A 26,594-nucleotide genomic window follows, 5' to 3' on the forward strand; every position below is an offset into this window, starting at 1 on the left:
CCTATGCCACTGAGGTTCAAAATATGTGCAAAAATCATCGACCTCACAAAACAATGCTTCTAAACTAGACATAGGACGGGGCGCTGAATGGTTTAACTTAATTTCAGCTTACTTGCCCCCTCCTTTTTTTATCCCGAACTGACGTTATTAATAATTCTGGAGGTCTTTATCCATACACAAGAAAAGTTAGTATGACTAATGCAGGAGTTTTGATTACTATTAGACAAACACCTACATGGGCTGAACTAACTAAGCAAGAACGTAAGAGTATTAGAGAAAATATCTGGTGGGATTATCTTAATGATTATAGTTCTGAGCTATTAACGGTGGATTTTTATACTTCTGGTGGGTATCATATTGCGCAATACAGTTCTTATTGTAAAGGTCGTTGTTTTACAAAAGAATAAATTTGGCGATCGCATTGTACAACTAATGGGTGACGTACCTCGTACTGAGTTATTTACCAGCATTAGCCGCTTACTTGACTTGATATGTTGATATTGATATTTTGTTATTACAGTGTTATAACTATAGGTCAAGGAGTTAAAGTGAACGCTTCAGAAGAATTTGAGACATTGAGCGTACGCAAAGTAGGAAATTCTTTAGGGACAACGTTTCCTCAAGACTTGGTAAAACATATGAATGTAGGTCAGGGTGATAAGATTTTTGCAGAGAAGTTACCAAATGGAGAGGTTAAGTTAACGCCTTACGATCCACACAAAGCAAAGGTAATGCAGGCAAGACGTGAAATTCACCGTCAATATAGAAATGCTTTTAAGGAATTAGCTGATCGGTGAATATAGAGTGGCTCAGTTTTGATGACGTTATTTTAATGCATAATGACCAAATTAGATTACATGGTGGAAGTACAGGAGTTAGAGATTGTGGAGGTTTAGAAGCGACTATTAATCGTCCGCAAGCATTGAAATATTACAAACCTGAAACTAGTGTTTTTCAACTTGCAGCTTGTTACGCAACTCTCGCTAAAGCTCACTGCTTTATAGATGGTAACAAAAGAACTGCGGCTGAAATGGCATTAGTTTTTTTATATCTAAATGGTTATAGATCCACAATTGAAGAAGTTGATTTAGTTGAAATATTTGTTGAGTTTGTCATAGGCAACATTACTGAAGAAGAGTTAGCCTTCATTTTTGAAGAAAATTGTGTTGAATTAACTTAATTGTTTCTTAAAAATAAGAACCCTCCATTTCGGTAACTGGTTCGGAGAGTTTAGAGATAAGCTACTATTGAGTTGCGATAGCATTCGTTATTAGGCTTTACAATACTTGCTGACGCTCTTATATATATTGAGTGTGAGCGTGAGTGAGTCATGTTATTTAAACGGCAGAAGTCAGGAACCAGGTTATTGATTGGGGCAGCGATCGCATTTTTTGTGCTGAACTTAATCTTAGGCTTACACCGCTACTATAGCTTTTATGCAACATTCGACCAAGGTATCTTTAATCAAGTATTCTGGAACAATCTCCACGGCAGATTTTTTCAAAGTTCGCTTTCTTCGAGTCTATCTACAAACGTCGTTCATAGTGGCGAAATTCCTGAAGTTTACTATCACCGTTTAGGACAACACTTCACGCCAGCATTACTACTGTGGCTACCAATCTACGCGCTGTTTCCTTCGCCAGCAACTTTAACTGTTTTACAAGTTACGTTCGTTACTGCGGCGGGTTTGGTGTTGTATGCATTAGCACGACAGTATCTTACACCCGCGATCGCCGCCATGATTACTGCTAGCTTCTACGCTGCGAATGCGGTTTTAGGTCCAACACAATCCAACTTTCATGATATCAGTCAAATTCCTCTGTTTGTTTTTGGGCTACTATTGGCGATGGAAAAACGCTGGTGGTGGCTATTTTGGCTACTTGCAGTCTTAACTTTAGCAGTGCGGGAAGATAGCGGGATTGTGTTATTTGGAGTTGGCTTTTATTTAATTACCAGTAGGCGCTACCCGCGTATTGGGCTTGTAGTATGTACGCTCAGCTTTGGGTATATGCTATTACTAACAAATGCGATTATGCCGCTGTTTTCGCAAGATATTTCCCGTCGCTTCATGTTAGAAAGGTTTGGACAGTATGCCGATGGTTCAGAGGCTTCAACATTAGATATTATTTGGGGAATGGTGAGTAACCCGTGGCGGTTGATTGTCGAATTATTTACGCCCTTTTTTGGCACAATTAAATACTTAGTTGGTCAGTGGTTGCCGTTAGCATTTGTACCTGCTGTTGCACCAGCATCGTGGGCGATCGCGGGTTTTCCGTTACTTAAATTATTTTTAGGTCAGGGACAATCAGTGTTAGCGCTCAACATTCGCTATGCAATGACTGTTGTACCAGGTTTATTTTATGGTGCAATTCTTTGGTGGGCGGAGCATCCCAGAAAACTCAAACTTGCATTTCGTCGCTTTTGGATAATTTGTATTTGTTTATCGCTGTTTTTCTCATTTACTTCCAGCGCTTCAAGTCTCAATCGCAGTTTTTACTTTTTATTACCCGATTCGTTCAACCCTTGGGTTTACGTTTCACTACCCCAACAATGGCGTCACGTCAGACAACTGCGATCGCTACTTAATCAAATTCCTGCAGATGCTGGCGTGTCTGCAACGACTTATATAGTACCGCATCTTTCAAGTCGTCGAGAAATTTTACGTTGGCCTATGTTGCAGTTGCGTAACGATGCACGAGAAGTAATTGAAGTAAAGTATGTGATCGCAGATTTATGGCAATTACAGCAATATCAAGCCGCATTTAACGAAGAACGACAACTGTTACAAACTAGCATCACGACAATTGATCAACTCACCAATAGCCAACAATACGGAATTATTGATTTTCAAGATGGTATCATTTTGATGCAACGTGGTGTGGCATCGCAACCACAAGCAATCACGGCATGGTTGACTTTTCGACAACGAATTTTAAAATCAAGAGTTTGAAGTAGATGTTTTTGAATCATGTAATAGCCAATTGCTAATTGCTAATTGCTACGTTCAAAGTCTGTCTTAAGGCAGAAAAATACTTCTACCTACTGACAGATAATGAGATATATCATTTGTCAAACTGTACTTAGGATACGCCAAGTTCACAACGCTAACTTAGGAACATTGGGCAGTGGTTGGAAAAACGTTCAACGCTTGAGCAGAATATCGCTTAACCATTCTGACTCAGAACAACTTTAGCTGAAATTTTACAGCTTCGCAGGAGCTTTTTAACAGCAGAAACGATTGAGAAGGAATATGGCATTGGAAAGTGAATTTCTCCCTGACGAAGCTAACCCTCTGTCACAAATGGAGATGCTTAACGCAGATTACTACAAACGTTATCTTGAAGTTGTCTGCAATAATGCTACATTAGCGATCTTCATCATGGATCATCGCCAGCAATGTGTCTATATGAATCCTGCGGCAGAGAAGCTGACAGGCTTCAGCCTTGATGAAGTAAGAGGACGGGCTTTGCATGACATTATCCACCATACCCGTCCTGATGGTAGTCATTATCCACTTGAAGAATGTCCGATAGATCGTGCATTTCCGCAAAACAATCAAGAACAAGGCGAAGAAGTCTTTGTTCGTAAAGATGGCAGCTTCTATCCTGTTGCTTACACTGCAAGTCCAATCCGCGAAGGTAGTGGAATTGTGGGGACAATTGTCGAAGTGCGTGACATTACTCAAGAGAAATTAGATGAAAAGGCACGACAAGAACTAGAACATTCTCGTACAGAGTTTTTTAGCAATATTAGCCATGAATTCCGCACACCGCTGACACTGATGTTGGGTTCATTGGAAGAAATCCTGGCTGAATCTGCGGGATTATCTCAAGACAAATGCCAACAAGTAGACATGGCGCATCGCAACGCACTACGCTTGCTTAAGCTAGTCAATACCCTGCTTGATTTTTCTCGCATTGAAGCTGGACGCACACAAGCTATATACGAACCGACAGATCTTGCTACGCTTACTGCCGAATTGGCAAGTACTTTCCGTGCTGCGGTAGAACGCACCGGAATGCGTTTAGTTGTTGATTGTCCCCCACTTCCTGAACTTGTATATGTCGATCAACAGATGTGGGAAAAGATTGTTTTAAATTTACTCTCCAATGCGTTCAAATTTACTTTTAGCGGGAAAATTGAAATTTCCCTGAAAATGAGGAAAAATTCAACTCAATACTCAACACTCAACACTCAAAACTATATTGAGCTAGCAGTACAAGATACAGGTATTGGCATTCCAGCAGCAGAAATTCCACATCTATTTGAACGGTTTCATCGCGTGAAAGAAGCGCAGGGGCGCAGTTACGAAGGCTCTGGCATTGGTCTATCGCTTGTGCAAGAATTGGTGAAGCTACACGGTGGAACAGTTACAGTCAACAGCACAGTAGGTCAAGGTAGTTGCTTCACAGTGTCAATCCCCACTGGGTACGTCCATCTCCCTCAAGATCGCATTAGTACTCGCAACACATCAATAACATTAGAAGCATCTGCGTATGTAGAAGAAGCTTTACGCTGGCTACCAAATGAGAGTTCTGAGTTAAGTTCTGAATCCTCAATTCAAAACTCTCAAACTGCACGGATTCTCTTAGCTGATGATAATGCAGATATGCGTGAATATGTCAAGCGATTGCTGAATCAGCGATATACAGTAGAGACGGTTGCTGATGGAATTGCTGCCCTTCATACTATCGAACAAAACCCGCCAGATTTGGTGTTAACTGATCTTATGATGCCCCGCATGGATGGGTTTGAGTTATTACAAGCGTTACGCGCCAATCCGCAAACAAGAGAAATACCAATTATTCTGCTCTCTGCACAAGCTGGTGAAGAGTCACGAATTAAAGGTTTGGCAGCAGGTGCTGATGACTATCTTATTAAACCATTTTCGGCTCGCGAACTATTAGCACGAGTTGAAGCTAATCTCAGTATGGCACAGTTACGGCAAGAGACAGCTCAGCGCGAGTATGAGTTGCGTGTTGCCGCAGAAACTGCTAGCGAGAATTTAGAGACGGTTTTAGCAAGTATCAACGATGTCTTTATGACATTTGATCGCGACTGGTACTATACCTATGTCAATCGCCGCACTCTAGAAACTTCTGGAATGCGTCGAGAAGACTTTATAGGGAAAACGCTTTGGGATGTCTTTCCTGATTTGATAGATACGCAGTTTAATACCGAACTACAACGTGCAGTAACCGAGCAAATATCGGTTCAATTTGAATTTTTCTATCCAAAATGGCAGCGTTGGTTCGAAAATCGAGTTTATCCTTCTGCTAACGGCGTTTCTATGTTTACCACTGAGATTACAGATCGCAAACAGGCTGAAGCAGCACTACAAGAAAGCGAAGCGCGATTTCGCCAAATGGCAGAGACAATTCATGATGTGTTTTGGCTATGGAACCCACAGGAAAATCATCATCTCTACATCAGCCCTGCGTATGAACGAATGTGGGGACGATCCCGCGAAAGTTTGTATCAAGATCATCGTTTGTGGATTGAAACAATTCATCCGGAAGATCGAGAAAAGGTAAAAACTGCAGGGGTACGATGTCTGCAAAACGGCTATTTCGAGCAAGAATATCGTGTAGTGCGTCCTGATGGTTCGATTTGTTGGGTCAGCGATCGCGGTTTCGTGATTCGCGACGATAATGGACAGCCATATCGCATTGCTGGAGTTGCCCAAGATATTACCGAACGCAAACAAATTGAACAAGAACGCGAATACCTACTAGCGAGTGAAAAAGCTGCACGAGAATCAGCCGAAACCGCAAACCGAATTAAAGATGAATTTTTGGCAGTACTATCACACGAGTTGCGATCGCCCCTCAATCCCATCCTCGGCTGGGTAAATCTATTGCAATCACGTAAATTTGACGAACAAACTACTGCTAAAGCTTTAGCAACAATTGAACGTAATGCTAAGTTACAAACGCAACTGATTGAAGACTTACTCGATGTCTCGCGGATTTTACGCGGTAAAATGGTTCTTAATGTTACTCGTGTAAATTTAGTCAATGTCGTTGAGGCGGCGTTGGAAACTGTACGGTTAGCCGCAGCAGCAAAAAACATCTCAATCCAAAAGGTCTTTGCCTCAGAAATATTAGTTTCTGGTGACAGTAATCGCCTGCAACAAGTTGTATGGAATTTATTATCGAATGCTGTTAAGTTCACTCCAACAGGCGGACGTATTGAAGTTCATTTGCAACAACTTGAGAGCATTGCACAAATTCAAGTCAAGGATACTGGTAAGGGAATTCATAGCAATTTTTTACCTTATGTATTTGAATACTTCCGTCAAGAGGATGGCACAACCACTCGTAAATTTGGAGGACTTGGGTTAGGACTGGCGATCGTCCGCCAAATCACTGAGTTACATGGCGGTTATGTCAAAGCTGAAAGTCTTGGTGAAGGACAAGGCACAACTTTTACTGTGCAACTACCACTACCGCAAAATGACTCACAAGACAATGAGCAAAAGAAAAATCACTCTTCATGTATTTTACATCTACAGGGCGTTCGTATTCTTGTTGTAGACGATGAAGTTGATATGCAAGAGTTAGTGCTAGCAATCTTAGAACAGTATGGAGCCAAAGTCCGCATTGCTGCATCAGCAGCAGACGCATTACTAACCCTTGATTCATTTTTACCTAATATCTTAATTAGCGATATTGGCATGCCAGATGTTGATGGCTATATGCTGATGCGACAAGTAAGACAGCGTTCTAGAATTCCTGCAATTGCCCTTACCGCCTACGCTGGCGAGTACGATCAACTACAAGCATTCGCTGCAGGTTTTCAGGATCATCTTGCCAAGCCTGTAGAACCAGAAAAGTTGGTGCAGGCGATCGCCAACTTAATCAATCGAAACGAGTAGGACTCTTCTATGGTATTAAAAGCCCAAGTCTGCTTTTGCCAATTCAGCCGCTGCAAATACTTCTGAATCAGATTTCTCTTCCCAAGCAACATCCCCAATTTCTGCATAGAATTGAGTATCATATGGACGAGTACGCACAACAACAGGCATAGGAACTGCATGACCGAGGATCAACGCTTGTTGCTTAGAATCTAACTTCGCCAAAACTGACCTTAAACTTTGTGCTCCAGAAACACCAGTAAAGATCGCATCAATATCTTTTTCGTCGTTGAGTAATGCTGTAATTCTAGTTCCTATTTGGGACATTACTTCGTTATCAATTCCCGAAGGGCGCTGGTCTACTACAAGTAGAGTGACAAAGTATTTGCGCATCTCTCGGGCAATTGTGCCGAAAATTGTTTGTCCGACAACACTAGGATCGAGAAATCGGTGTGCTTCTTCGATGGTAATCACTAATTGGGTTGGGCGATCGCTGGCATTTTTGGATTGTAAAAACTTCTCTGCTTTACGAACATATGCGCGGTGGATGCGACGTGTAATCATATTTGTCACCAGCATATAAGAAAGCATATCTGATTGCGAACCAAACTCGACAACAACGTGTTTACCCGCTTCAAGAGACTGAAGAATTTGCTCGACATAATTGTGCGGACAAGCAGAACGCATATACTTGAGGTTTTCCAAGCGCATCAGTTTACGCTGTAACGCCAGCAGGGAACCTTTGTGACCCCGCTTTTCATCACAAAACATCTGAATTTCCTCATTGGTCATATTTAGCAACTGAAGAATCCAGGATTTACCAAATTCACTGAAAAGAATGTTAGCGTTATCTAAACTTGCTTCCGATAAATTTAATTCTTGTCCAACTAAGCGAATATCCTCAATTTCTATTTGGTCATAACTCAGATAGAGTTCTTGGGCGTCGCGAACTCCACGGCGTTTGGTTGACTCCGGATCAAGAGTATACATTTGCACTTGTCCAGGAAATAACTGGCGCAAGCCTTTTACTGTACTAAATTGTTTTCCTTCTGATACAGCTTCCCAACCATATTCAGAGTGCATATCAAAGATTAAGTTAACTGCGGCACGTTTGCGGATAATTCCTGATAACAGCAAGCGAGTTAAAAATGATTTACCAGTACCAGATTTACCAAATACACCGTTACTTCGTTCTACAAAACGATCCAAGTCAAGACAAATTGGCACGTCCATATCTAATGGTTGACCAATCGCAAAGTTACGACGGTGCGGATCGTCTTCCCAACCAAATACTGCCCGAAAATCACGTTCAGAAGCTTCATGAACTTGACTAAAGTGACTTGGAATCGTCTTTACAGGTAGAAGTTCCATATTACTGCTACTCTGCGGCTGAAATGAAGCTAAAGAACTGCCATTTCTAACATTAAGATGAAAATCCCTCGTCGATTCTTCCTCTGGTGTAAACATCAACATTGGAGTCAGGTTAATCGTGCCATAAGTTCCACTTCCGGCTAGCACATCTCTTAAGAAATCATCATTAGGGCTAGGAGGATTAGCAACAATTCGGTTGCTAGAAGTCGAGAGAGCAACATCGGTTAGCATACAGAAGAAACGTGATCGCACGCCTTCGACGATCAGGAATTTTCCTACCCGCATATCTTCTACAGAAACATCTGGATGCAATCTCACTTCTAACCCCTGGCTGAGCGATCCGTGTGTGACTGACCCTAATGGCTGTGCCGAATTCATAGCATTCACTGCGATCCTTATGCAGCCTTATCTTACGCTGGATTTTTCTTTCTGACTAGCAATTTGTTTGGAAAGGTCAGAGATCAGAGTTTTGAGTTCAGAGGTATTCATGCGTAAAAGCGAGCTATTGAGGGCAGAATCTTATACATTATGTACTGCGGACTCGACACGAATTTCCAGCATTTCGTATAGTCTAGCCCATTCCTCAAGAATATTTGTCTTTCCCTGACCTCTGCCCGATCCCTTCTTCAGTTAATCGATTTGAATTGAGGTTGGTGTAGAACCTACTGTACTCACTGCTGTTAAGGGTTTACGGTACTGCGTATATAGACGATCGCGCCAGTCAAAAAATGACTGATAAGCAATATTATCGCCTATACCAGGAATTCCTTTTCCTTTCAAAGTTGCGGGTAGTTCTAGGTAAGGTCCATCAGGAAATCTTAGTAACATAGACAAACCGGCAACAGCTAAGTCTGCAAGTGTTGGTTGATCTCCAACTAAATAAGAATTTTCAGCTAGCAGCAAACAAAGAACTTCCAAATCTTGTTTCAAGTCTTCCTCAGCTGATTTAATAACATCTGGTCCATATCCAACACCAAAACCAAGTACTTTTAAAACATCATTAGGCACAACTCCTATCAGTGTTTTCACTAAGTCAGGTGTAGCCATAGGCAACAATGACTTTCGGTAGTTCTCACTTTGACTCAGTGCGCCAAATAAGGCTTTGCGACTTTTCATCCCAATTGATTCGTCTGCCCATTCTTCAATCAGTAAGCACACAGCACGTTGTTTCGGATCTGAAGGAATGATTGGGCGATCGGGATATTTACGTTCTAGATATTTGGCAATTTCTGTAGAGTCAGCAACATATTGACTGCCATCCTTTAATACTGGTACTTGCCTTTGACCTGTCAAGCGAAAAAGCTCTAACTGCCCAACTCCAGGGGTAACTTCAATTTTACGATATGCCAACCCTTTAAAATCTAAAATCAAACGAACTTTTTCTGAGTATTGCGATAGTTCAAATTGGTACAATTCCAACATTTTTCCTCCGCTTCGGCTTTCCCTACATACACAAAACACTTAACATTATAGGTAGTCACTCAGTAGAAAAGTAGTGTCTTTGTTACCTTTTAACTTGATAAATAGTCATAATTCTTACTTTTGATTCTTTTTCTCTCTGTTGTCTTATTTTCTTAAGTTAATCACCTGAGAGTAAGGTAGATTTCAACTGATTGTTACTGAGGGAATTTATGCAGGTTTTAGAGAAAACATGAATATATATTGAAACTCCTCTAGCGTATAGCGAGAGGAGCAAAAAACATTGCGCTAATGAAGTGTAAGACTTATACTGCGTCTCTATTCTACTTATGCAGTACGACGAGCAATTAAGCCCCAAATGAAGAGAAGAATAATTGCGCCTAAGACTGCAAAAATAATGCTGGGTATAGTCAACGCGCCTGCAGCTGCACCTGCTGCCCCTGCTCCTGGAAAAAGTGCATTACCTAGCCAACCGCCAACTAATGCACCCAAAATACCTAAGATAATTGTTGCTAGAATCCCGCCACCTTGATGTCCAGGATAAATTGCTTTTGCGATCGCACCAGCTATAAGACCTAAAACAATCCATGCTAGAAATTCCATGTTTTATTTCCTCCTATACTCTTACCAGCTCTTTTCCTTTCATAATCAGAGTATCAATTGCAACAAGCTAATAGCCTCTATCGTAAGTAAGAATCTAAAGTCTTAGAATTTTAGCGAGCAATTTCGTAATTAGAGAAGTAAAAATAAGCTGGGACAAACTATTTTTTGGTATTTTTAAAGCATACGAAAGATTTTAAAGCCTAGATTAAATACTGATAAAGTAACAGTAAATTTTCTGTGTAAAGTTTATAAAGAGAGCAAATGTTCCTCATTATGCATCTTGGTCAAATTTAACTATTACTTATTGTCATAATTGAACTCTAGATTAGCTTTGAAGAAAAGCAAAAATTATATATCAAGCTTGTATAGATACTATATGCGTATGACGTTAGTAATGAATATAAAGCATCAAGATGCAGCACGTGATAATAGAGATTGTTCTTGGGACTTACTGCATATCTATATTTAGGTAGGTTCTCATCATTCGAGAAGTGAGCTATTTCTTAAGTTAGATTTGCGCGGTGGTATGGAAAAAACTTTATAAATTTGGATTTTAATGATATAAAACTTAAAAATTGATAACAAGACTCATGACAAAAATGCACAACCAAAGTATTCCCCTTAAAAGATTGGCTGGTTGGTTAGGGGTTGTAGGCGTCAGTATCGCAGCAGGCTTTCCCATAGTTGCACAAAGTCAAGGAGTTCTCAATCCTAGACCAAGTATTTTCAACGAGCCTCCCTACAATCAAACTCCTGGCACGACTCCAGGAACCACACCTCCTGTTGCTCCAGCACCAGTAACACCAACACCAACAGCACCAGCACCAGTAACACCAACGCCAACTACACCACCAACAGGAACTTCTCCTGATGCAGCAAATAATATAGTAGCTTTGGCTGCAGCAAACAGCTCTTTCAAGACATTGACCGCAGCTTTACAAGCAGCAGGTTTAACTGAAACTTTATCAGGAACAGGACCATTCACTGTTTTTGCTCCTACAGATGAAGCATTTGCTGCACTACCGCAAGATGCGCTACAAGAACTGCTAAGACCAGAGAACAAACAACTCTTAGTCCAAATCTTAACTTATCACGTTGTTCCGGCAAGAGTTCAGTCTACCGAACTGCAACCTGGGGAAGTTCCAACCGTTGAGGGTGAAGCAATTAATGTTAAAACTTCTGGTAATCAAGTGACAGTGAATGACGCAACAGTTGTTCAGCCAGATATTCAAGCTAGCAATGGTATCATTCATGCAATTGACAGAGTATTGTTACCACCCAATCTTTAATCTTAGAGTATCGATGGCACGATCGCGTCTGATAAAGCACGTGTAGCATTAATGAGACATTGTGTTTAACATTGGTTACTTTTATTTGTGTTAACAGCTACATAATTGACTCCCATTCAGCTATTAACTGATTAGGGAGTCTTTTTGCATAAGGTTGAATGACCAATGTGCCTTGATATTTATAACGAGTTAGTGGTTAGTGGCTGCTCACCACTGACTGTGAGATGAGCTAATATTGCCACAGCTTGCTATCAGTATGTGGGAAAAATGCAACTTAGTTTGTGCATGATTGTGAAAAATGAAGAACAAACATTACCTCAGTGTCTAGGTAGTGTTCAAAGTGTTGTTGATGAAATGATTGTGCTAGATACCGGTTCAAGCGATCGCACACCTGATGTTGCAAGGAAACTTGGTGCTGAAGTTTATCCTTTTGAGTGGTGTCATGATTTTGCCAAAGCACGGAATGAGGCTTTAAAGTATGTGCGTGGTGACTGGGTACTGGTGTTAGATGCTGATGAAGTGCTAGTTTCAGACATCGTTCCCTTGCTCAAGCAAGCCATACAACACGATCGCTTTCTGCTTGTTAATTTATTGAGACAAGAAGTAGGTGCTGCACAGTCACCTTACTCACAAGTTTCACGTTTATTTCGACGTCACCCCAACCTTTGCTTTTCTCGACCTTATCATGCTTTAGTAGACGATAGTGTGACTCACATTATGAGTCAAGAACCGCAATGGCAGATTGGTTACTTACCCAATGTCGCAATTCTCCATCAAGGCTATCAACGGAGTGCGATCGCCCAAAAAGATAAGTTTGCCCAAGCCCAAACCGCAATGGAAGGATTTTATAACTGTCACCCTAACGATCCGTATGTGTGCAGCAAGCTTGGTGCATTGTACGTTGAAACTGGTTCTTGGCAACGAGGAATTGAATTACTAGAGAAGGGACTCAAGCGCAGTGGTCTTAATGCGCAAATATTATACGAATTACATTACCATTTAGGAATTGCTTATAGCAAATTACAACAAATACCAAAAGCGATCGCACATTATCAAGCAGCAATTGGCCTATCAATCTATCCATTACTCAAACTCGGTGCTTACAACAATTTGGGTAACTTAAGGCAAGTAACTGGCGATCTTAATGGAGCAAAAATGGCATATGAAATTGCTTTACAAATCGATCCTAAGTTTGCTGCTGGTTATTATAACCTAGGGATGACTTTAAAAGCGATGGGATCGCTCAATGAAGCGATCGCAAATTACCGTCAAGCGATCGCACTTAATTCTAATTATGCTGAAGCCTATCAAAATTTAGGCGTTGTCCTGCTCAAATCTGGCAAATTAAATGACAGTTTAGCTGCTTTTAAACAGGCAATAGCATTGCATGAAATGCAAAGTTCTCCGGAAGCAGAGCGGCTGCGCCAAGGATTGGAAGGAATGGGTTTTTCTTTGTGAAAACTTATGCCCCACCTAATAAAACAACGATCTCAAAACTTATCAAACCAGCATATTTCTGGCAAATATAAGAATCTTCTCATGTAATTTTCATCTATTTTTCACAAAAGCGATATAGCCTAACATATGAGTAAATGTAGTGTTAGATAATATATAATCAACTGCCTAACAACTGTTACATTGACTTTGGAAACAGGTTCTATTAAATTAGGGTAACATTTTCAAGAATTTCGGTCTTGTTGAGGAATGGAACCGGATTTTATTTAGATATAAACAAACTGTATTGCTCTACGTTTACCACTCAATGCAGTTGCTATTACAAGATTATTAAGTATATTGCTATTTGATATGAAAGCAGAGACTCAAGGTAACTACCTACCATGAGAATTTTATTAGTTGAAGATGATGAACGCATTGCAGATTCGCTTGCGGAAGCTTTGAATGACCAACACTATGTTGTTGATATTGCAGCTGACGGTCAAACTGGCTGGGAGTTTGTTAAATCTTTTACCTACAATCTCCTTGTACTCGATCTCATGCTACCTAAAATCGATGGCATTAGCTTGTGCCAACAACTACGTTCACAGGGCTATTCAATGCCAATTTTGATGTTAACAGCACGAGATACAACAAGCGATCAAGTTAAAGGTCTAGATGCAGGCGCTGATGATTATGTGATCAAACCTTACAAACTACAAGAATTAATGGCACGGATTCGTGCTTTAATCCGGCGAGGCAATTCAACTTTGCCTCCTGCTTTAGAATGGGGAGGTTTGTGTCTTAACTCGAATACTTGTGAAGTCACTTATCATCAGCAACCATTACAAATTACCCCAAAAGAGTACCGTCTTTTAGAACTTTTCTTGCGTCAAGGTAACAGTGTGCTTAACCGAAACGCCATTTTAGAGAATCTTTGGTCTTTTGAAGAACCGCCTGGAGAAGACACAATTAAGGCTCATATTAAGCGTCTACGGCAGAAATTGAAAGGAGTAGGAGCGCCTGATGACTTTATTGAAACAGTTTACGGGTTGGGCTACAGACTCAAATCGAACCCCTAAGCAAATGTTTCAACGCTTGCGCTGTCGTTTTTTACTAACGTATCTAACAGTGATGGCAACAGTACTGGGGATGTCAAGTATAGCAGTATACGTATTTTTTACTCGCAGTCACGAGCAGCACTTAAACAATCAGCTACTGACTTTAGCCCAAGCTGCTGTCCCTAGTTTAAACGCCGTCAAAACTGAAGGACTACAAAGCGTTAACCAAGATTTACCGTGGCGCGAACTATTTAAACGAGATCAGAGTTTAGAATGGTTCGATGCAAATGGTAAGATTCTGGCACGAAAAGGTAAGATATTTTCTACGTTACCTCTGAAACGAACGAATCAAAATATTCAACAACAAGGACAAATTCGGACATTAACCATTGCTGTCTACTCAGATAGTCAAAGTTCTGTGGTTGCTGATAGCTTGCAAAGATTAGAGTTGGAAGGTTATATCCGTGCAAATGAATCTACCAAAGAAATAGAAAGTGCGATCGCAAGATTAGTTATTGGGTTGGGAGTTGGCAACGCAATTGCACTGATTTTCATGGCGATTGGTGCTGTCTTACTGACTCAACAAACTTTAGAACCGATTGAGAAAAGCTTTCAAAGACTTAAAGAGTTTACTGCAGACGCTTCCCACGAACTACGGAATCCTTTGACTGCAATTAGCACTGCAATTGAAGTGATGCAAAGCCATCCAGAACGAGTTCATCCGAGTGATGCTAAAAAGCTTGTTGCGATCGCTAGTGCTGCCGATCAACTTGTGAGTCTGTCCGAAGACTTGCTTTTTTTAGCGCGTACCGATGCAGTAGTAGCACCACCGGCGGGTTGGAAATACCTTTATTTGAATGAGATTTTATACAATGTTGTAGAACTCTTCAAACCTTACGCACAAGAAAAAGGAATTGTGCTTAAGCTGCAACTCATCCCCAGCATTTTAGTGAATAGCGAGCCTGCACAACTGAAGCGATTGTTTGCCAATTTAGTAGACAATGCCCTTAAGTACACGATAACAGGGGGAAGCGTGATTATTTCTATGGTGCAACAAAAGCGATATGTTGTTGTGCGTGTAGAAGATAATGGCATAGGAATTGCTCCAGAGTACTTACCCTTTGTATTTCAGCGCTTTTGGAGGGCTGATAAAGCGCGATCGCCTCAAACAAAAGGACTAGGATTAGGACTTGCGATCGCTCAAACAATTGCGCATCAACATGGTGGAAAAATTACGGTGAGTAGTACTTTAAGTGTAGGTAGCTGTTTTCAAGTGTATCTACCGACCGCTTAAATTTATGCAATATTGAGTGACATCTTCACCACACTCATCAGCTAGATAAGATAGTGCTCTAAAGCGTAACGCCATGAGTTCTTCATACAAAGGATTCAACTTACAAAGAGATGGAATGTAAAAATTACGCTTAAAAATTTGTACGTTGCGCTCAAAAGGACAATGTGCAGGAATAAGCTGACACAAACGACGTGCTAAGCTGGGAGTTTGAATTGCAGTACGATTTAACCGCTGGCGTATTTGCTGAAGGATATTAAATTTTGATATTGCTATAAAATATGAGCCAATTCGTGTAAAATTTACTACGCTAGTAGCACTAATCTTCATTTTCCTTTGTAGTATATTCATTGTTTTCACTTCTCTAGAATATTTTTTTAGTTTTAGAGAGTAGAGGTTGCAATCAAGCAACTCTTCTCAGCTTTTCGTAAGTTTGACGACGAATAGGAGAAAGAGTAATCAAGTCATCGACATTTCGCAGCATTGTATTACAAATAAAATCTAATGGTAAATCATTAGGATCGTGCCCAAAAGGCTCTTCAATTTCTGCACCAATTTCATCAATTCCGAGTAAAATAAAGCTGATAAAAGCTAGAATTGGACTCGTCCACCAAGTTAATCCAGCAACAATTTCTATAGGTAATAAAAGGAAATACAATATCAACAAAGTTTTGAGAACAATAGTATAAATTAGAGGAACAGGAGTTTTTAAAATTCGTTCGCAACCTCCTAAAATATCTACCATGTCATCAAGTAACTCATGTAAAGCTGTGAGTTGAAAAACATTTACGAATTGGCGTTCGTATTGGTGTTGAAGATAATCTCCGATCCAAAAAGCAATTTCTAATGGAGGATGATTGATAACTTCAAGCTTGTGATATTGTAAGGGTGTCATTAATGGCACTAACTCAGGATTAACAGGATCTCTACGTAGGTGTAACTTCATAGCAACTGAGAAGGCAACAACTAAGCGTAATGCAGCTGCTTTATCTTCGCGATCGCCAGGTTCTCTCTCTTCAACAACTATCCAAATACCTCGTGCTAAGTTACGCACAGTATTCACCATTGCTCCCCACAGTTTACGCCCTTCCCAAAAGCGTTCGTGTGCTGTATTTGTCCGGAAAACTAATAACAAGCTCAGTACGATATTTAAAATCAAAACAACATTAGGAACCACTTTATTGTCGCGGAAAACTGATAAATAACCAAAATGATTGATGAGCGCAATGAGAAAGCCATATCCTCCACATAGAAGTACCCACGGTAAAATTCCAGGAATAACTGAACTTGCAAGACGAATTATTACTTGATACCAATTTAATTGCTCACCGGTATAAATACGAAATTTCTCTTTAAACGATCTTGAAGAAACATTTTTATGATGTAGAGAATTCTGAAAACGAAACTTTGCTGATTTTCTTTGTGGTGCACCTTTTTGTTGCCAAGCGTGTCTGCGCGAACGAACTTTTTTGTTGATTGGAAATACCATGTTTAACCTCAGTATATTGTTAAAAAGTAAACTCATTGAATAAACCGCATTGTATTCTCCATAGAAGTTGCCGTTAGCCACAGGCGTTAGGCTAGAACACAAGGTACTATTCATTCATGTTTCTTAGTGTTGCTACTGCTGAAGGAGAAATTCTACTGAGGTATCTAAAAATCCAGTATTTGAAAATAGTGTCTAAAATAACTGGAAATGTGGCAATAAAAAGGAAAATAATGCTTCTATTTGCTGCAATACCCAAGTGATTAGCAATTCCTTCTAAAACAACTTCCCAACCATGAGGTGAGTGAAAACCGACAAATATATCTGTGAACAAAATAATGATAAAAGCCTTCGCACTATCACTAAGTCCATAGACAATTTCATCCATGAAAGACTTGAGAACAATAATTTGTTTCTTGCTTATTAGTAAGACAAGTATGAAAGCAGCAACAGCAATTAAATCAGCAAATACATTACTAATTGCACTATGACTTTTATGATGATATTCTTGCGCAATTTCAGTCGCTTTTTCTTTGACTTGTCCTTCAATCACTTCTGGTGAAAGTGCTGGAGTTGCCGTAATTAGGTTATTAAATCTTAGACCGTCTTCAAAGCTTTGCAATTCGCGCATGGCTTCTTCTTTCATTTCGTAATTGAGAAATTGAGTTTGTTCGCCTCTAACACGTTCAACGATTGGGCTGATTAAAAAATGTTTAGAGATTTGTTGCGTAACTAGAGGTACAGCTATTAAAATGACTAGAAATTTAACAGCAATGAGTGTTTTCGTTCGCGAACTACGAAATTGTTGCAGTACTTCTGCTTCGGCTTGAGGATTAAAGTCTTTTTTAATACGATTGATGGTTCTGCCAATTGATCTGGGTACAGCTCCTGTTTTATCAGTAACGCCTTCAATCTGCACATTTATAGTAGATGAGTAGGCGCGATCGCTACCATTTTTTACAAGCTTCGCTACTTTATTTGTGTCTACCAAAGCTGAAGATATATCTTGTTTAGGTGCGTACTTTGCTAATACTTCATCAATGATTTTTAACTTGAATAAATGATTTTGAGTTAAATTACCAAGAATAAATGAACTTGCGTTAAATTCTGTCAGCCGTAACTTGGTAATATTTAGGTGTTTATCTAAATTAGTTCTTACAAAAGAACTAATATAAGCACTCTGTTTACTCAATTCAACTGAATTTTTTTTTCCACCAAAATACTCATCTTCTAGTTCCTTGATTTTTAACGCAGACTTATAAGCTTGTTCTAACGCTCGTTCTGGCGTGTTTAAAATTCTTTGGTTAAATTTGTACAAATGCCCTTTGAAAGTTAGAAAGTAAGTTTGATTGTGAGGAAATATTGACGTCATGAGGTATCTCCTACTAATTAGATATCAGTGGAACTTATGTTGAGCGATCGCAGTAACCTTGTAGCAGTAGTTACTTAAATGAGTTAACTCAGCAATGGATAAGATGGAGAGTACGTAATTTTCAACTCTGTGATGCGGTTAGTTGTCACTTACGTCAGAAGATAGGTGTTGCTCATTCTTTTGCTTTAGGTTTTCAAAATCTCAATTTTATTCGTAGTACGTAAGTTTTAAAAACCTATAAAACTTTGTATTCTTTTCTAACTTACTGCTAACAACTATGATACGACAGATAGTATCTGCAAACGAATTAAAGAAGTTTTTGAAGCGATCTGATGAGTAGGTAATCTATTAGCAGCAGATTGAGTTGTAATAATTGCACCAGCAGGGATATTCTGTCTATCAGAAATACTTACTCCAGCAAGTGATTGAGATTTAACTAAATAATTGTTGTTTGTTGTGATTAGTTTGAGTTTATGTGGTTTCATATTTTTGCTTGCCTTCAGTAAATCATTGGTGAAACAAGACTTACGCCCAAGATAAATTAATTGCCAAGCTATGATTGAGTTGTGTTTTTTACTATCAATCACTGCACTCTTTGCCTCTAGGGCTTGTACTGCGTAAGTCCTGATTTATAACAAATGCTAGATTTTAGGCTGCTCTTAGACTGACTAATGTGTTTTGTTCTTGATAGCCTCTCGCTAGCTGCGTATTTACATGAACTACAGCATTGTTTAAACTTTTCAGTGGATATTCGTTACTAATATATGGCAAATTATCAGCAGCTTCTTGGGTAGTAATTAAAGCACCAGCAGGGACATACCTGCCATCAGAAATGGTGACGCCCATAACCAATGCTTTAGGTTCAATGACACAATTATTACCAACAGTTGCACGAAATACTAAAGCTTGCATCCCAACAAAAGTATCAAAGCCAATGCTAGCTGGACCATGTACTTGGCATTGATGCGCTAATGAAACATGATCGCTAATGTAAACTCCGTAATACTCACCTTCAACTTCAACAACAGCCTCGCGTACCAACTCACCATTAATATGAGTTTCTAAAGCATGGAGGACTACGCAATCTTGCACATTAACATCATCACCTACCCAAATTGGTTGTCCTTCGTCGCCCCGTACAGATGCTGCTGGCGCTACCATTACCCGCTTACCAAGATGAACATTACCAATCACTGCGGCTAAAGGATGAATGTAGGCGGTAGAATGAATTTCTGGAATTGTTTCATATTCGTTGAACGATGCGCGGACATTAGCATGAATGTGTACATTATTGTCGTTGATGTTGCTGGCGCGATCGCTTTTCATGAAAACAATATTATTCATCAGAATTGCCTCTTTTTGTTTACTCGTTGCTACTTCAGAACTTCTGGATTATTTATCTTCTGTGGAAGTTCTCTAATCTTTGGATAGATTAGTTCAATGAAAGTAACAAAAGCGGGACAAAAAAGTGGCAAAGTAGGGACATTTTATATTTACGATTAATTTTACTGATATTTGCAAGCTACAGCGAAACGGCAATATTTAGATGGATAAACTGCAGTGAAGGAATTGGGGACTTTTATAAGTAGAAGCTAAACCTAACTCAAGCCTGAGTGATTAAAAATGTGGTGACACAGAAAAAACCTGTTTTCACAGGTTTCTACAACGCATATCGTATAACACAACTTATTTTTTTGATTGGGAGTATTGATTTGAAGCTTAGCAGTGGTACTCGATTCCATCCAAATACGCACTCCAAACTAGGTAATCAGCCTACGAGCAACAAACTGGAGCTTCAGTTTTCTGAGACACACCAAAGGTTGCCGAATTCTCTAAAACTACATAGACTTCCCAGTCGGCACCGTCTGGATCTTTCACCCAAACTTTATCTTGCAAAGCGTAGCAACAAGTAGTCTGGGGTTCAAGTGTCACAGATAAGTCAATTTGTTGAAGGCGATCGCTAGCTTGTCTGACTTGTTCAGATGACTCTACCTCAATTCCCAGATGATTTAACTTACCTGCTGCTTTCGGGTTTTCGATCAGTACCAGTTTCAAGGGAGGCTCTGCGATCGCAAAGTTAGCATAACCTGGGCGGCGTTTTGCTGGCTCGGTAGCAAAAAGTTTGCTGTAGAAATCAACAGCAGAATCAATATCACGAACATTAAGTGCCAATTGAACGCGAGGCATAGTTTGATCCTCCTTATATTGATAATTATCAATATTTAAGTCTATCAATATTATGTACCTTATATCGATATGTGTCAATATAAAAAATATGAAGTTACCTAAAGTTACATCTTGCTGTACACCCTTGCTCTCCGGTCGTCTTACAGTAGATGAGGCGACTCATCTAGCGGCGATTTTTCGCGTGTTGAGCGAGCCTGTACGGCTGCAAATGCTGAGTTTAATTGCAGCGCAGCCATCTAGAGAGGTTTGTGCTTGTGAATTAGCAGAGCCGTTAGGACTTTCGCAACCAACCGTAAGTCACCATCTCAAGCTAATGTATGAAGCAGGTTTGCTAAAACGAGAGCGACGTGGGACGTGGATCTATTACCAAATTTTGCCAGAGAAGTTAGCAATGTTGCGAGAATCACTCTTGTAGGTTGTGCCGTGTAATAAAACAGATCTGGTACAAAGAAATCAGCATATAGATTTTTCAGATAAAACCTCCTGCAAAAGTCATGCTGGAAGACTGAGTTCATAGAGGCTGGATGCTCATAAGTGGCGAGAAGCTACTGTTATGCTTGAATAATGAAATCGGAACTGAATATGTTTGGATCGCCTGAAAGCGTTGCAAAATGAGCGCCTGTCCCAAAGCCTGCTGCACTACCATTTTGGTTGTAGAACAAGTAGCCATTCATATAGTTGTAGACAATGTTGGCAGTGCTGATTGCTGCTGTAGCGTTACTACTAACAGATGCAAACTCGCTAGCCAAGCTAAAACCAGTCCCAGGAGCACTACCGATCGCTGTAAATGTTGTTTTGTCTAATACGATTTTGTCGCTGCCACGGATAAAGTCTGCAATGACATCAATACCCACATCCGCTGTCGCAAAGGTTTTACCGGTACTGTAAACGAAGCGATCGCTGCCATCACTACCAGTCCCACCATAACCATAGAGGAGATCGTCGCCGCTCCCGCCATTGAGGGTATCGTTTCCGCTTCCGCCAACTAGCCAGTCAGGATCGTTCCCACCATTAAGGGTGTCATTGCCATCATCGCCAGTAAGGACATCAGTGCCGCCTGCACCATCAAGATAATCATTGCCCTCTTTGCCGTAGAGGGAGTCACCGCCATCAAAGCCATAGAGAATATCGTTGCCACTTCCGCCATCGAGGAGATCATTGCCGTTCACGCCATAGCCGCTATCGCCATAGAGGATATCCTGACCCTGATTGCCGTAGAGTTTGTCATTGCCGTCTCCGCCATCAAGGAAGTCATGGTCATTCCCACCATAGAGGGTGTCCTGACCCTGATTGCCATAGAGGAGATCGTTGCCACTCCCGCCATCAAGAAGATCGTTGCCGCTCTCATAGATGTTGTTATTGCCATATCCACCATAGAGGGAGTCATTGCCAGTTCCGCCATACAGCGAATCATTACCGGCATAGCCAAACAGAGAGTCATTATTCCCTTCGCCATAGAGAGAGTCATTACCACCAAAGCCAAAAAGTTGGTCATTGCCATCTTGACCGTGGAGGTTATCTCGTCCATCACCGCCATAGAGGTAATCAACGCCATTCCCGCCATAGAAGTTGTTCTGTCCCTCGCCGCCATAGAGGTAATCATTGCCATCGCCACCATAGAGATAGTCATTGCCCTCATCGCCATAGAGGTAGTCGTTGTTCTCATCGCCTAGGAGGACGTCATTACCAAGTCCACCATAGAGTTTGTCGTTACCGTATCCGCCAAAGAGGAAGTCATTACCGGCGAGGTAGCCATCGCTTTCATCGCCAACAAGTGTGTCATTGCCAGTTCCACCATCGAGCCTGTCGCTACCGCCCCCGCCATAAAGGGAATCATTGCCATCATTGCTATAGAGGAAGTCATCGCCAGTTTGACCATAGAGATAGTCATTGCCGCTCCCACCATAGAGTGAGTCATCACCATCATTGCCATAGAGTGAGTCATTATCATCTCCACCATCCAGATAGTCATCAGCCCATATGCCATAGAGTGTGTCACTCCCAGCAAAGCCAAAGAGGAAGTCATTGCCGTCGCTGCCAAATATTGTGTTATTCCCGTTATTGCCGTATTTAGTTACCATATTTACGTCTCCATTGAGTTTCCGTTGGGGTTACTCAACGTATTAACAAGCTATAAAGCAGCATTCAATACGATATTTCCCGTACTGAATTACTAAGAAATTGATACAAAAAGCGATCGCCAAGTGAGCTTCTTATCACAGTACGGGTCGTTACGAAGCAGTTCTAGAAATGGTCGCTAGGCGTCTCATCGCCAAAAATTTATTCTGGTGGCAACTCTAAAGAAATTGCTCCTAATGCACCTTTACGGAAATCTGTCAATAGTAATCGTGCTGTGCGCTCAACATCACCTTGATAGCGTTGATGTGCCAAGGTGTAAATATATGCTTCACCAGTAAACAAAGTAGGCTCGAGTTTGTAACGCTGTAGAGGATCTTCGGGGAATAATTCTGGTGCGGTAGCAGTCAAAGACTTGAGTAAATCAACTAAAGTAGCAGCAACACGTTGATTATCGTAAGATGCGTCACCGATATCATCACAAATCGCTAATTTAAAAGCGGCTTGTTGATTATTCAACTTTGCTGGAATCACCCCAGGAGCATCTAATAACTCAAGTTGATCCGAAATACGCACCCAGCGTAACTGTCGCGTCACACCAGGACGCGCTGCACTTTCTACGACTTTGCGCTTCAATAGCCGATTAATCAGTGCTGATTTACCGACGTTCGGAAAACCAATCACAACCGCCCGTACGGGACGTGGTAACATACCGCGATCGCGTCGTCGTTGATTCACTGCTACCCCTGCAGCTTGTGCTGCTTTAGCTATGGCGATGACACCCTCACCCTTTTGCGCATTTGTGAAATACGGTTCTTCCCCTTGTTCTCGAAACCACTGTGTCCACATTCGCTGTGCTTGCGGTTGAATCATGTCAATGCGGTTCAATACCAAAACCCGCGTTTTATTCCCTATCCACTCTTTGACTTGCGGATGATGTGTTGCTAAAGGAATTCGCGCATCACGAACTTCCAGCACAACATCGACAAGCTTTAGCTGTTCCTTGAGTGCCTTTTCCGCTTTAGCAATGTGACCTGGATACCATTGGATAGAGGGAGTTGTCATTTTTAGCGATTAGCTGTTAGCAATTAGCAATTACTGGTAATCTAGCTTTTGGTTGTTGTGCCTGTCGTACTCTGCATGAGTTCCGTTAAAACCACAAGATACCACCTTCCATTTCGACATTTAAAGCGCGGTAATCTAATCTCGCCCCAACTGACCAGTACTTTTACCAATCTTCTTGAAGTGTAACGACGGATGAGACGGATCAGCTTTCAGAGGCTCACAACATTGATTTGCCGTCTTTTGCATACTTTCAGGCAATGCATCATATCACTTCCAAAATCTTTGTGTTGTATAGTGCATCAAATTTCGCGGCAGCAACCCGCTTTAAACTCTGCGATCGCCTCTTCAGCCAAAGCATCTAGTTTACCGTCTGCAATGTCTTGCTCTAGTGGCTTCAATTTGCTCAAGAGTTAACATATGCCTTCAAGATTATTACAGTTAATCGCTTTTAAGGAACGATCAACACCGGACAGGGAGAAAGATTGATGACTCGGTTAGTCACACTATCTGTCGCACCTTCTTCGGTTAATCCTAAACCACGGCAACCCATAATAATTAAATTTGCCTCAATTTCGTCTGCTACATCACAGATAACAAACGCAGGCTTACCCTCGCGTTCGATTGTCTCAGCTTGGATGCCTCGCTCAGTAAAGAGTGATTGAGCATTTTGCAGAAGTTGTGCTACGGCATCAGGTGACGCCATCATGTCAGCACCAGGCTCATCTTCTGAGTCCGCGGATTCTACTACTGATAGCAGCACCAAGCGACTATCGTACTTTTTCACGACATCAGCAACAACTTCAGCCGCTTCTCTAGCATCTCGACTTTGATCGATGGGAAATAGAACAGTCTTAAACATTGCAGGCATCGTTGATACCCCGACTCCGGTAAAATGTGGACGGCGCTTAATAATTAATTAAGAATCCAGTTAGGAGGAACTTGTCAATTATGTCCAAAAAAACTTTAGCAAATTTATCGTCTTCAGACTTATCTGGTAAGCGTGCATTAGTGCGAGTGGACTTTAATGTCCCGTTGGATGACCAAGGGAACATCACTGATGATACTCGGATTCGGGCAGCACTGCCTACAATTCAAGATTTGATCCAAAAAGGCGCTAAAGTCATTTTAGCGAGCCACTTTGGACGCCCTAAGGGAGTTGATGACAAACTACGTCTGACTCCTGTTGCTAAACGCCTTTCGGAACTACTTGGTCAAGAAGTGATCAAATGCGATGACTGTATCGGGGACGAAGTGGCGAACAAAGTCTCAGGGATGCAAAATGGTCAAGTGCTATTGCTAGAAAATGTCCGCTTCCACAAAGAAGAGGAGAAAAATGACCCTGAATTTGCCAAACAGCTAGCAGCAAATGCAGATGTGTACGTCAATGATGCGTTTGGTACAGCCCACCGCGCCCATGCTTCCACAGAAGGCGTGACACACTACCTCAGCCCCTCTGTCGCTGGATACTTGATTGAAAAAGAATTACAGTATCTCCAAAGTGCGATTGAAAATCCGCAACGTCCTTTAGCAGCCATTATTGGTGGATCTAAAGTTTCTAGCAAAATTGGTGTGATTGAGACATTGTTGGACAAGTGCGACAAGCTAATCTTGGGTGGCGGGATGATTTTTACATTCTACAAAGCCCGTGGCTTAAATGTAGGTAAATCGTTGGTAGAAGACGATAAGCTAGAACTTGCTAAGTCCTTAGAGGCTAAAGCAAAAGAACGCGGCGTTCAAATGTTGTTACCTACTGATGTCGTTGTTGCTGACAAATTTGCGGCAGATGCTAACGCAGAAACTGTTAGCGTTGAAAATATCCCTGAAGACGGCATGGGATTAGATATTGGTCCTGATTCGGTCAAGATGTTCCAAGATGCACTGGCTGAGTGCAAATCAGTGATTTGGAATGGACCTATGGGCGTATTTGAGTTTGATAAGTTTGCAGTTGGAACTGAAGCGATCGCACGAACACTTGCCGATCTCACCAAACAAGGTGTTACTAGCATTATTGGTGGTGGCGACTCGGTAGCAGCAGTAGAAAAAGTTGGTGTCGCTGAGCAAATGAGTCATATTTCAACTGGTGGTGGTGCTAGCTTAGAGTTACTTGAAGGTAAAGAACTTCCTGGAATCGCTGCTTTGGATGAAGCTTAAGTAGGGGTGAGGGGGAGCCACTGCGTTGCGGGGGTGTCCCCCGTTGTAGCAAATGGCGTCGAGGAGTGAGAGGGGAGTGAAAGAGTGGTTAGTTGCTAGGTTTGAGTTTTGAATTTTGAATTGTTCGCACAGCGTGCCGGAGGCATCAGAATTTTCTTAACTCATAACTCAACACTTCACGATTCATAACTTCCAATCTCCTCTGTCTTATCTCTCCCTTCAGGTAGAAGGCACTGTATAACTCTGCCACGTAGGATGCAATTCAGCTTGATTTTTACAGGGTGTGTCAGTAATTTTTACACTAACATCACAAAAAAGTGAGGAAATATTTATATGCAACGGATTTTTGCTGTGTTGAAGCAAGCGTTTCGTCAAAGCCTAGTCATTTTAGGTTTGGTGAGTCTTATGAGTGTATCTTGTCTGTTGATTTTTGCAACTCAACCTAGTTTGGCTGCTAGCAAAGCTATGATGCAGCAAGAAACGATGACACAGGGTACTCCAGAAGACGTAAGTGCACGGGAGCAAGCTTACGAAGAGCAAGTACAAGCGGCAGAGAACCCTGAAAAAGTCTACGAAGAAAATGTTAAAGGTACTGCCCAAGGTGAAGGCATCGTCCAAAAAGCAGTAGAAGGAGCAAAAGAAGCAGTTAGTAAAGCAACTGGTAACGATTAGTATCAGAGTGAGGAGTGACGGGCGAGGGCTAGTTTTGAATTTTAAGTTCTCAGTTTTGTTAGCGTAGCGGTGCGTTAGCACGTTTTGAATTGTTCGCTTTCCAAAGGTGCCAGAGGCATGAAAATTTTTAACTGACCTGAGTTCGGGTTAAGCAGATGGAGGTAAAGCCCATTCTAAGTGAAGGGAGGGCTTTTTGGGCTGATGACAATAAGCAATCAAACCACAGAGGACATTAACACCAAAATTGACGGGACTACGATG

Annotated in this window: 24 protein-coding genes and 1 pseudogene; 12 read left to right on the plus strand and 13 right to left on the minus strand. The window is 41.2% G+C overall.

Annotated elements, in window-relative coordinates; translation table 11 throughout:
- Positions 1-191: 191 nt before the first annotated feature.
- From IQ230_RS22500 to IQ230_RS22520, 5 genes are all read left to right on the plus strand, one after another.
- Positions 192-407, plus strand: a complete 216-nt coding sequence (locus tag IQ230_RS22500; protein ID WP_193934467.1) for a hypothetical protein — start codon at positions 192-194, stop codon at positions 405-407.
- 141 nt (positions 408-548) lie between these two features.
- Positions 549-797, plus strand: a complete 249-nt coding sequence (locus tag IQ230_RS22505; protein WP_193934468.1) for an AbrB/MazE/SpoVT family DNA-binding domain-containing protein — start codon at positions 549-551, stop codon at positions 795-797.
- The gene (locus IQ230_RS22510; protein ID WP_193934469.1) at positions 794-1,180 is read left to right on the plus strand and encodes a type II toxin-antitoxin system death-on-curing family toxin; all 387 of its coding nucleotides are present in this window, start codon (positions 794-796) and stop codon (positions 1,178-1,180) included. Before IQ230_RS22505 ends, IQ230_RS22510 begins: the two co-directional genes overlap by 4 nt.
- A 150-nt stretch (positions 1,181-1,330) precedes the next feature.
- A complete protein-coding gene (locus IQ230_RS22515; protein ID WP_193934470.1) occupies positions 1,331-2,950 on the plus strand; it encodes a DUF2079 domain-containing protein in 1,620 nt (539 codons plus the stop codon).
- A gap of 300 nt (positions 2,951-3,250) precedes the next feature.
- Entirely contained in the window at positions 3,251-6,877 is a 3,627-nt protein-coding gene (locus tag IQ230_RS22520) for an ATP-binding protein (RefSeq protein ID WP_193934471.1), read from the plus strand.
- Between the two features lie 15 nt (positions 6,878-6,892).
- Here the strand turns inward: IQ230_RS22520 and IQ230_RS22525 are convergent, their stop codons facing one another.
- The 3 genes from IQ230_RS22525 to IQ230_RS22535 all read right to left on the minus strand — a co-directional run bounded on the left by IQ230_RS22525 (position 6,893) and on the right by IQ230_RS22535 (position 10,249).
- Entirely contained in the window at positions 6,893-8,605 is a 1,713-nt protein-coding gene (locus IQ230_RS22525; RefSeq protein ID WP_193934472.1) for a helicase HerA domain-containing protein, read from the minus strand.
- A gap of 252 nt (positions 8,606-8,857) precedes the next feature.
- Positions 8,858-9,649: a glutathione S-transferase family protein gene (locus IQ230_RS22530; protein WP_193934473.1), complete on the minus strand. Its 792-nt coding sequence runs from the start codon at positions 9,647-9,649 to the stop codon at positions 8,858-8,860.
- Positions 9,650-9,973: 324 nt separating this feature from the next.
- Entirely contained in the window at positions 9,974-10,249 is a 276-nt protein-coding gene (locus IQ230_RS22535) for a GlsB/YeaQ/YmgE family stress response membrane protein (protein WP_193934474.1), read from the minus strand.
- 590 nt (positions 10,250-10,839) lie between these two features.
- Between IQ230_RS22535 and IQ230_RS22540 the strand changes: the two genes are divergently transcribed.
- The 4 genes from IQ230_RS22540 to IQ230_RS22555 all read left to right on the plus strand — a co-directional run bounded on the left by IQ230_RS22540 (position 10,840) and on the right by IQ230_RS22555 (position 15,327).
- Positions 10,840-11,538: a fasciclin domain-containing protein gene (locus IQ230_RS22540; protein WP_193934475.1), complete on the plus strand. Its 699-nt coding sequence runs from the start codon at positions 10,840-10,842 to the stop codon at positions 11,536-11,538.
- Positions 11,539-11,805: 267 nt separating this feature from the next.
- Positions 11,806-12,996, plus strand: coding sequence for a tetratricopeptide repeat protein (locus IQ230_RS22545; protein WP_228055241.1), 1,191 nt, complete (start codon positions 11,806-11,808; stop codon positions 12,994-12,996).
- A gap of 380 nt (positions 12,997-13,376) precedes the next feature.
- Entirely contained in the window at positions 13,377-14,054 is a 678-nt protein-coding gene (locus IQ230_RS22550; protein WP_193934476.1) for a response regulator transcription factor, read from the plus strand.
- Positions 13,999-15,327, plus strand: a complete 1,329-nt coding sequence (locus IQ230_RS22555) for a sensor histidine kinase (protein ID WP_193934477.1) — start codon at positions 13,999-14,001, stop codon at positions 15,325-15,327. Before IQ230_RS22550 ends, IQ230_RS22555 begins: the two co-directional genes overlap by 56 nt.
- On the opposite strand, the gene IQ230_RS22560 is transcribed toward IQ230_RS22555, so the two are convergent.
- From IQ230_RS22560 to IQ230_RS22585, 6 genes are all read right to left on the minus strand, one after another.
- Positions 15,313-15,654 carry a Mo-dependent nitrogenase C-terminal domain-containing protein gene (locus IQ230_RS22560; protein WP_228055242.1) on the minus strand — a complete coding sequence of 114 codons (342 nt, stop codon included), beginning with the start codon at positions 15,652-15,654 and terminating at the stop codon, positions 15,313-15,315. The two genes, IQ230_RS22555 and IQ230_RS22560, sit on opposite strands and share 15 nt — an antisense overlap.
- 73 nt (positions 15,655-15,727) lie before the next feature.
- A complete protein-coding gene (locus IQ230_RS22565; RefSeq protein ID WP_193934479.1) occupies positions 15,728-16,813 on the minus strand; it encodes a bestrophin family protein in 1,086 nt (361 codons plus the stop codon).
- 106 nt (positions 16,814-16,919) lie between these two features.
- Positions 16,920-18,182 carry a proton extrusion protein PcxA gene (locus tag IQ230_RS22570; RefSeq protein WP_193934480.1) on the minus strand — a complete coding sequence of 421 codons (1,263 nt, stop codon included), beginning with the start codon at positions 18,180-18,182 and terminating at the stop codon, positions 16,920-16,922.
- A 275-nt stretch (positions 18,183-18,457) separates the two neighbouring features.
- Entirely contained in the window at positions 18,458-18,769 is a 312-nt protein-coding gene (locus tag IQ230_RS22575; protein ID WP_193934481.1) for a hypothetical protein, read from the minus strand.
- 61 nt (positions 18,770-18,830) lie between these two features.
- Positions 18,831-19,526 (minus strand): LbetaH domain-containing protein, encoded by a 696-nt coding sequence (locus IQ230_RS22580; RefSeq protein ID WP_193934482.1) that lies wholly within the window; start codon positions 19,524-19,526, stop codon positions 18,831-18,833.
- A gap of 429 nt (positions 19,527-19,955) precedes the next feature.
- Entirely contained in the window at positions 19,956-20,369 is a 414-nt protein-coding gene (locus IQ230_RS22585) for an ArsI/CadI family heavy metal resistance metalloenzyme (RefSeq protein WP_193934483.1), read from the minus strand.
- Positions 20,370-20,457: 88 nt separating this feature from the next.
- Between IQ230_RS22585 and IQ230_RS22590 the strand changes: the two genes are divergently transcribed.
- Positions 20,458-20,784 carry an ArsR/SmtB family transcription factor gene (locus tag IQ230_RS22590; protein ID WP_193934484.1) on the plus strand — a complete coding sequence of 109 codons (327 nt, stop codon included), beginning with the start codon at positions 20,458-20,460 and terminating at the stop codon, positions 20,782-20,784.
- Positions 20,785-20,920: 136 nt separating this feature from the next.
- Here the strand turns inward: IQ230_RS22590 and IQ230_RS22595 are convergent, their stop codons facing one another.
- From IQ230_RS22595 to IQ230_RS22605, 3 genes are all read right to left on the minus strand, one after another.
- Positions 20,921-22,450, minus strand: a complete 1,530-nt coding sequence (locus IQ230_RS22595) for a calcium-binding protein (protein ID WP_193934485.1) — start codon at positions 22,448-22,450, stop codon at positions 20,921-20,923.
- A 199-nt stretch (positions 22,451-22,649) separates the two neighbouring features.
- Entirely contained in the window at positions 22,650-23,510 is an 861-nt protein-coding gene (ylqF, locus tag IQ230_RS22600; RefSeq protein WP_193934486.1) for a ribosome biogenesis GTPase YlqF, read from the minus strand.
- Between the two features lie 448 nt (positions 23,511-23,958).
- Positions 23,959-24,369: a universal stress protein gene (locus IQ230_RS22605; RefSeq protein WP_193934490.1), complete on the minus strand. Its 411-nt coding sequence runs from the start codon at positions 24,367-24,369 to the stop codon at positions 23,959-23,961.
- An 89-nt stretch (positions 24,370-24,458) separates the two neighbouring features.
- Here IQ230_RS22605 and IQ230_RS22610 point away from each other — a divergent pair, with 89 nt between their 5' ends.
- Together IQ230_RS22610 and IQ230_RS22615 are read left to right on the plus strand one after the other, a co-directional pair.
- Positions 24,459-25,661, plus strand: coding sequence for a phosphoglycerate kinase (locus tag IQ230_RS22610; protein WP_193934487.1), 1,203 nt, complete (start codon positions 24,459-24,461; stop codon positions 25,659-25,661).
- A gap of 333 nt (positions 25,662-25,994) precedes the next feature.
- Positions 25,995-26,333, plus strand: a complete 339-nt coding sequence (locus IQ230_RS22615; RefSeq protein WP_193934488.1) for a hypothetical protein — start codon at positions 25,995-25,997, stop codon at positions 26,331-26,333.
- Between the two features lie 147 nt (positions 26,334-26,480).
- Here the strand turns inward: IQ230_RS22615 and IQ230_RS27785 are convergent.
- Positions 26,481-26,594: pseudogene (locus tag IQ230_RS27785) on the minus strand (IS982 family transposase); the annotation flags it as partial.

Source organism: Gloeocapsopsis crepidinum LEGE 06123 (assembly GCF_015207655.1).
Taxonomy (GTDB): Bacteria; Cyanobacteriota; Cyanobacteriia; order Cyanobacteriales; family Chroococcidiopsidaceae; genus Gloeocapsopsis; species Gloeocapsopsis crepidinum.

What these genes read in the sequence shown, in the direction of transcription:
- IQ230_RS22500 (WP_193934467.1), top strand. Translation starts at nt 192, where the DNA reads ATGACTAATGCAGGAGTTTTGATTACTATTAGACAAACACCTACATGG.
- IQ230_RS22515 (WP_193934470.1), top strand. Translation starts at nt 1,331, where the DNA reads ATGTTATTTAAACGGCAGAAGTCAGGAACCAGGTTATTGATTGGGGCA.
- IQ230_RS22520 (WP_193934471.1), top strand. Translation starts at nt 3,251, where the DNA reads ATGGCATTGGAAAGTGAATTTCTCCCTGACGAAGCTAACCCTCTGTCA.
- IQ230_RS22525 (WP_193934472.1), bottom strand. Translation starts at nt 8,605, where the DNA reads ATGAATTCGGCACAGCCATTAGGGTCAGTCACACACGGATCGCTCAGC.
- IQ230_RS22530 (WP_193934473.1), bottom strand. Translation starts at nt 9,649, where the DNA reads ATGTTGGAATTGTACCAATTTGAACTATCGCAATACTCAGAAAAAGTT.
- IQ230_RS22535 (WP_193934474.1), bottom strand. Translation starts at nt 10,249, where the DNA reads ATGGAATTTCTAGCATGGATTGTTTTAGGTCTTATAGCTGGTGCGATC.
- IQ230_RS22540 (WP_193934475.1), top strand. Translation starts at nt 10,840, where the DNA reads ATGACAAAAATGCACAACCAAAGTATTCCCCTTAAAAGATTGGCTGGT.
- IQ230_RS22545 (WP_228055241.1), top strand. Translation starts at nt 11,806, where the DNA reads ATGCAACTTAGTTTGTGCATGATTGTGAAAAATGAAGAACAAACATTA.
- IQ230_RS22550 (WP_193934476.1), top strand. Translation starts at nt 13,377, where the DNA reads ATGAGAATTTTATTAGTTGAAGATGATGAACGCATTGCAGATTCGCTT.
- IQ230_RS22555 (WP_193934477.1), top strand. Translation starts at nt 13,999, where the DNA reads ATGACTTTATTGAAACAGTTTACGGGTTGGGCTACAGACTCAAATCGA.
- IQ230_RS22560 (WP_228055242.1), bottom strand. Translation starts at nt 15,654, where the DNA reads ATGAAGATTAGTGCTACTAGCGTAGTAAATTTTACACGAATTGGCTCA.
- IQ230_RS22565 (WP_193934479.1), bottom strand. Translation starts at nt 16,813, where the DNA reads ATGGTATTTCCAATCAACAAAAAAGTTCGTTCGCGCAGACACGCTTGG.
- IQ230_RS22570 (WP_193934480.1), bottom strand. Translation starts at nt 18,182, where the DNA reads ATGACGTCAATATTTCCTCACAATCAAACTTACTTTCTAACTTTCAAA.
- IQ230_RS22580 (WP_193934482.1), bottom strand. Translation starts at nt 19,526, where the DNA reads ATGAATAATATTGTTTTCATGAAAAGCGATCGCGCCAGCAACATCAAC.
- IQ230_RS22585 (WP_193934483.1), bottom strand. Translation starts at nt 20,369, where the DNA reads ATGCCTCGCGTTCAATTGGCACTTAATGTTCGTGATATTGATTCTGCT.
- IQ230_RS22590 (WP_193934484.1), top strand. Translation starts at nt 20,458, where the DNA reads ATGAAGTTACCTAAAGTTACATCTTGCTGTACACCCTTGCTCTCCGGT.
- IQ230_RS22595 (WP_193934485.1), bottom strand. Translation starts at nt 22,450, where the DNA reads ATGGTAACTAAATACGGCAATAACGGGAATAACACAATATTTGGCAGC.
- ylqF (WP_193934486.1), bottom strand. Translation starts at nt 23,510, where the DNA reads ATGACAACTCCCTCTATCCAATGGTATCCAGGTCACATTGCTAAAGCG.
- IQ230_RS22605 (WP_193934490.1), bottom strand. Translation starts at nt 24,369, where the DNA reads ATGTTTAAGACTGTTCTATTTCCCATCGATCAAAGTCGAGATGCTAGA.
- IQ230_RS22610 (WP_193934487.1), top strand. Translation starts at nt 24,459, where the DNA reads ATGTCCAAAAAAACTTTAGCAAATTTATCGTCTTCAGACTTATCTGGT.
- IQ230_RS22615 (WP_193934488.1), top strand. Translation starts at nt 25,995, where the DNA reads ATGCAACGGATTTTTGCTGTGTTGAAGCAAGCGTTTCGTCAAAGCCTA.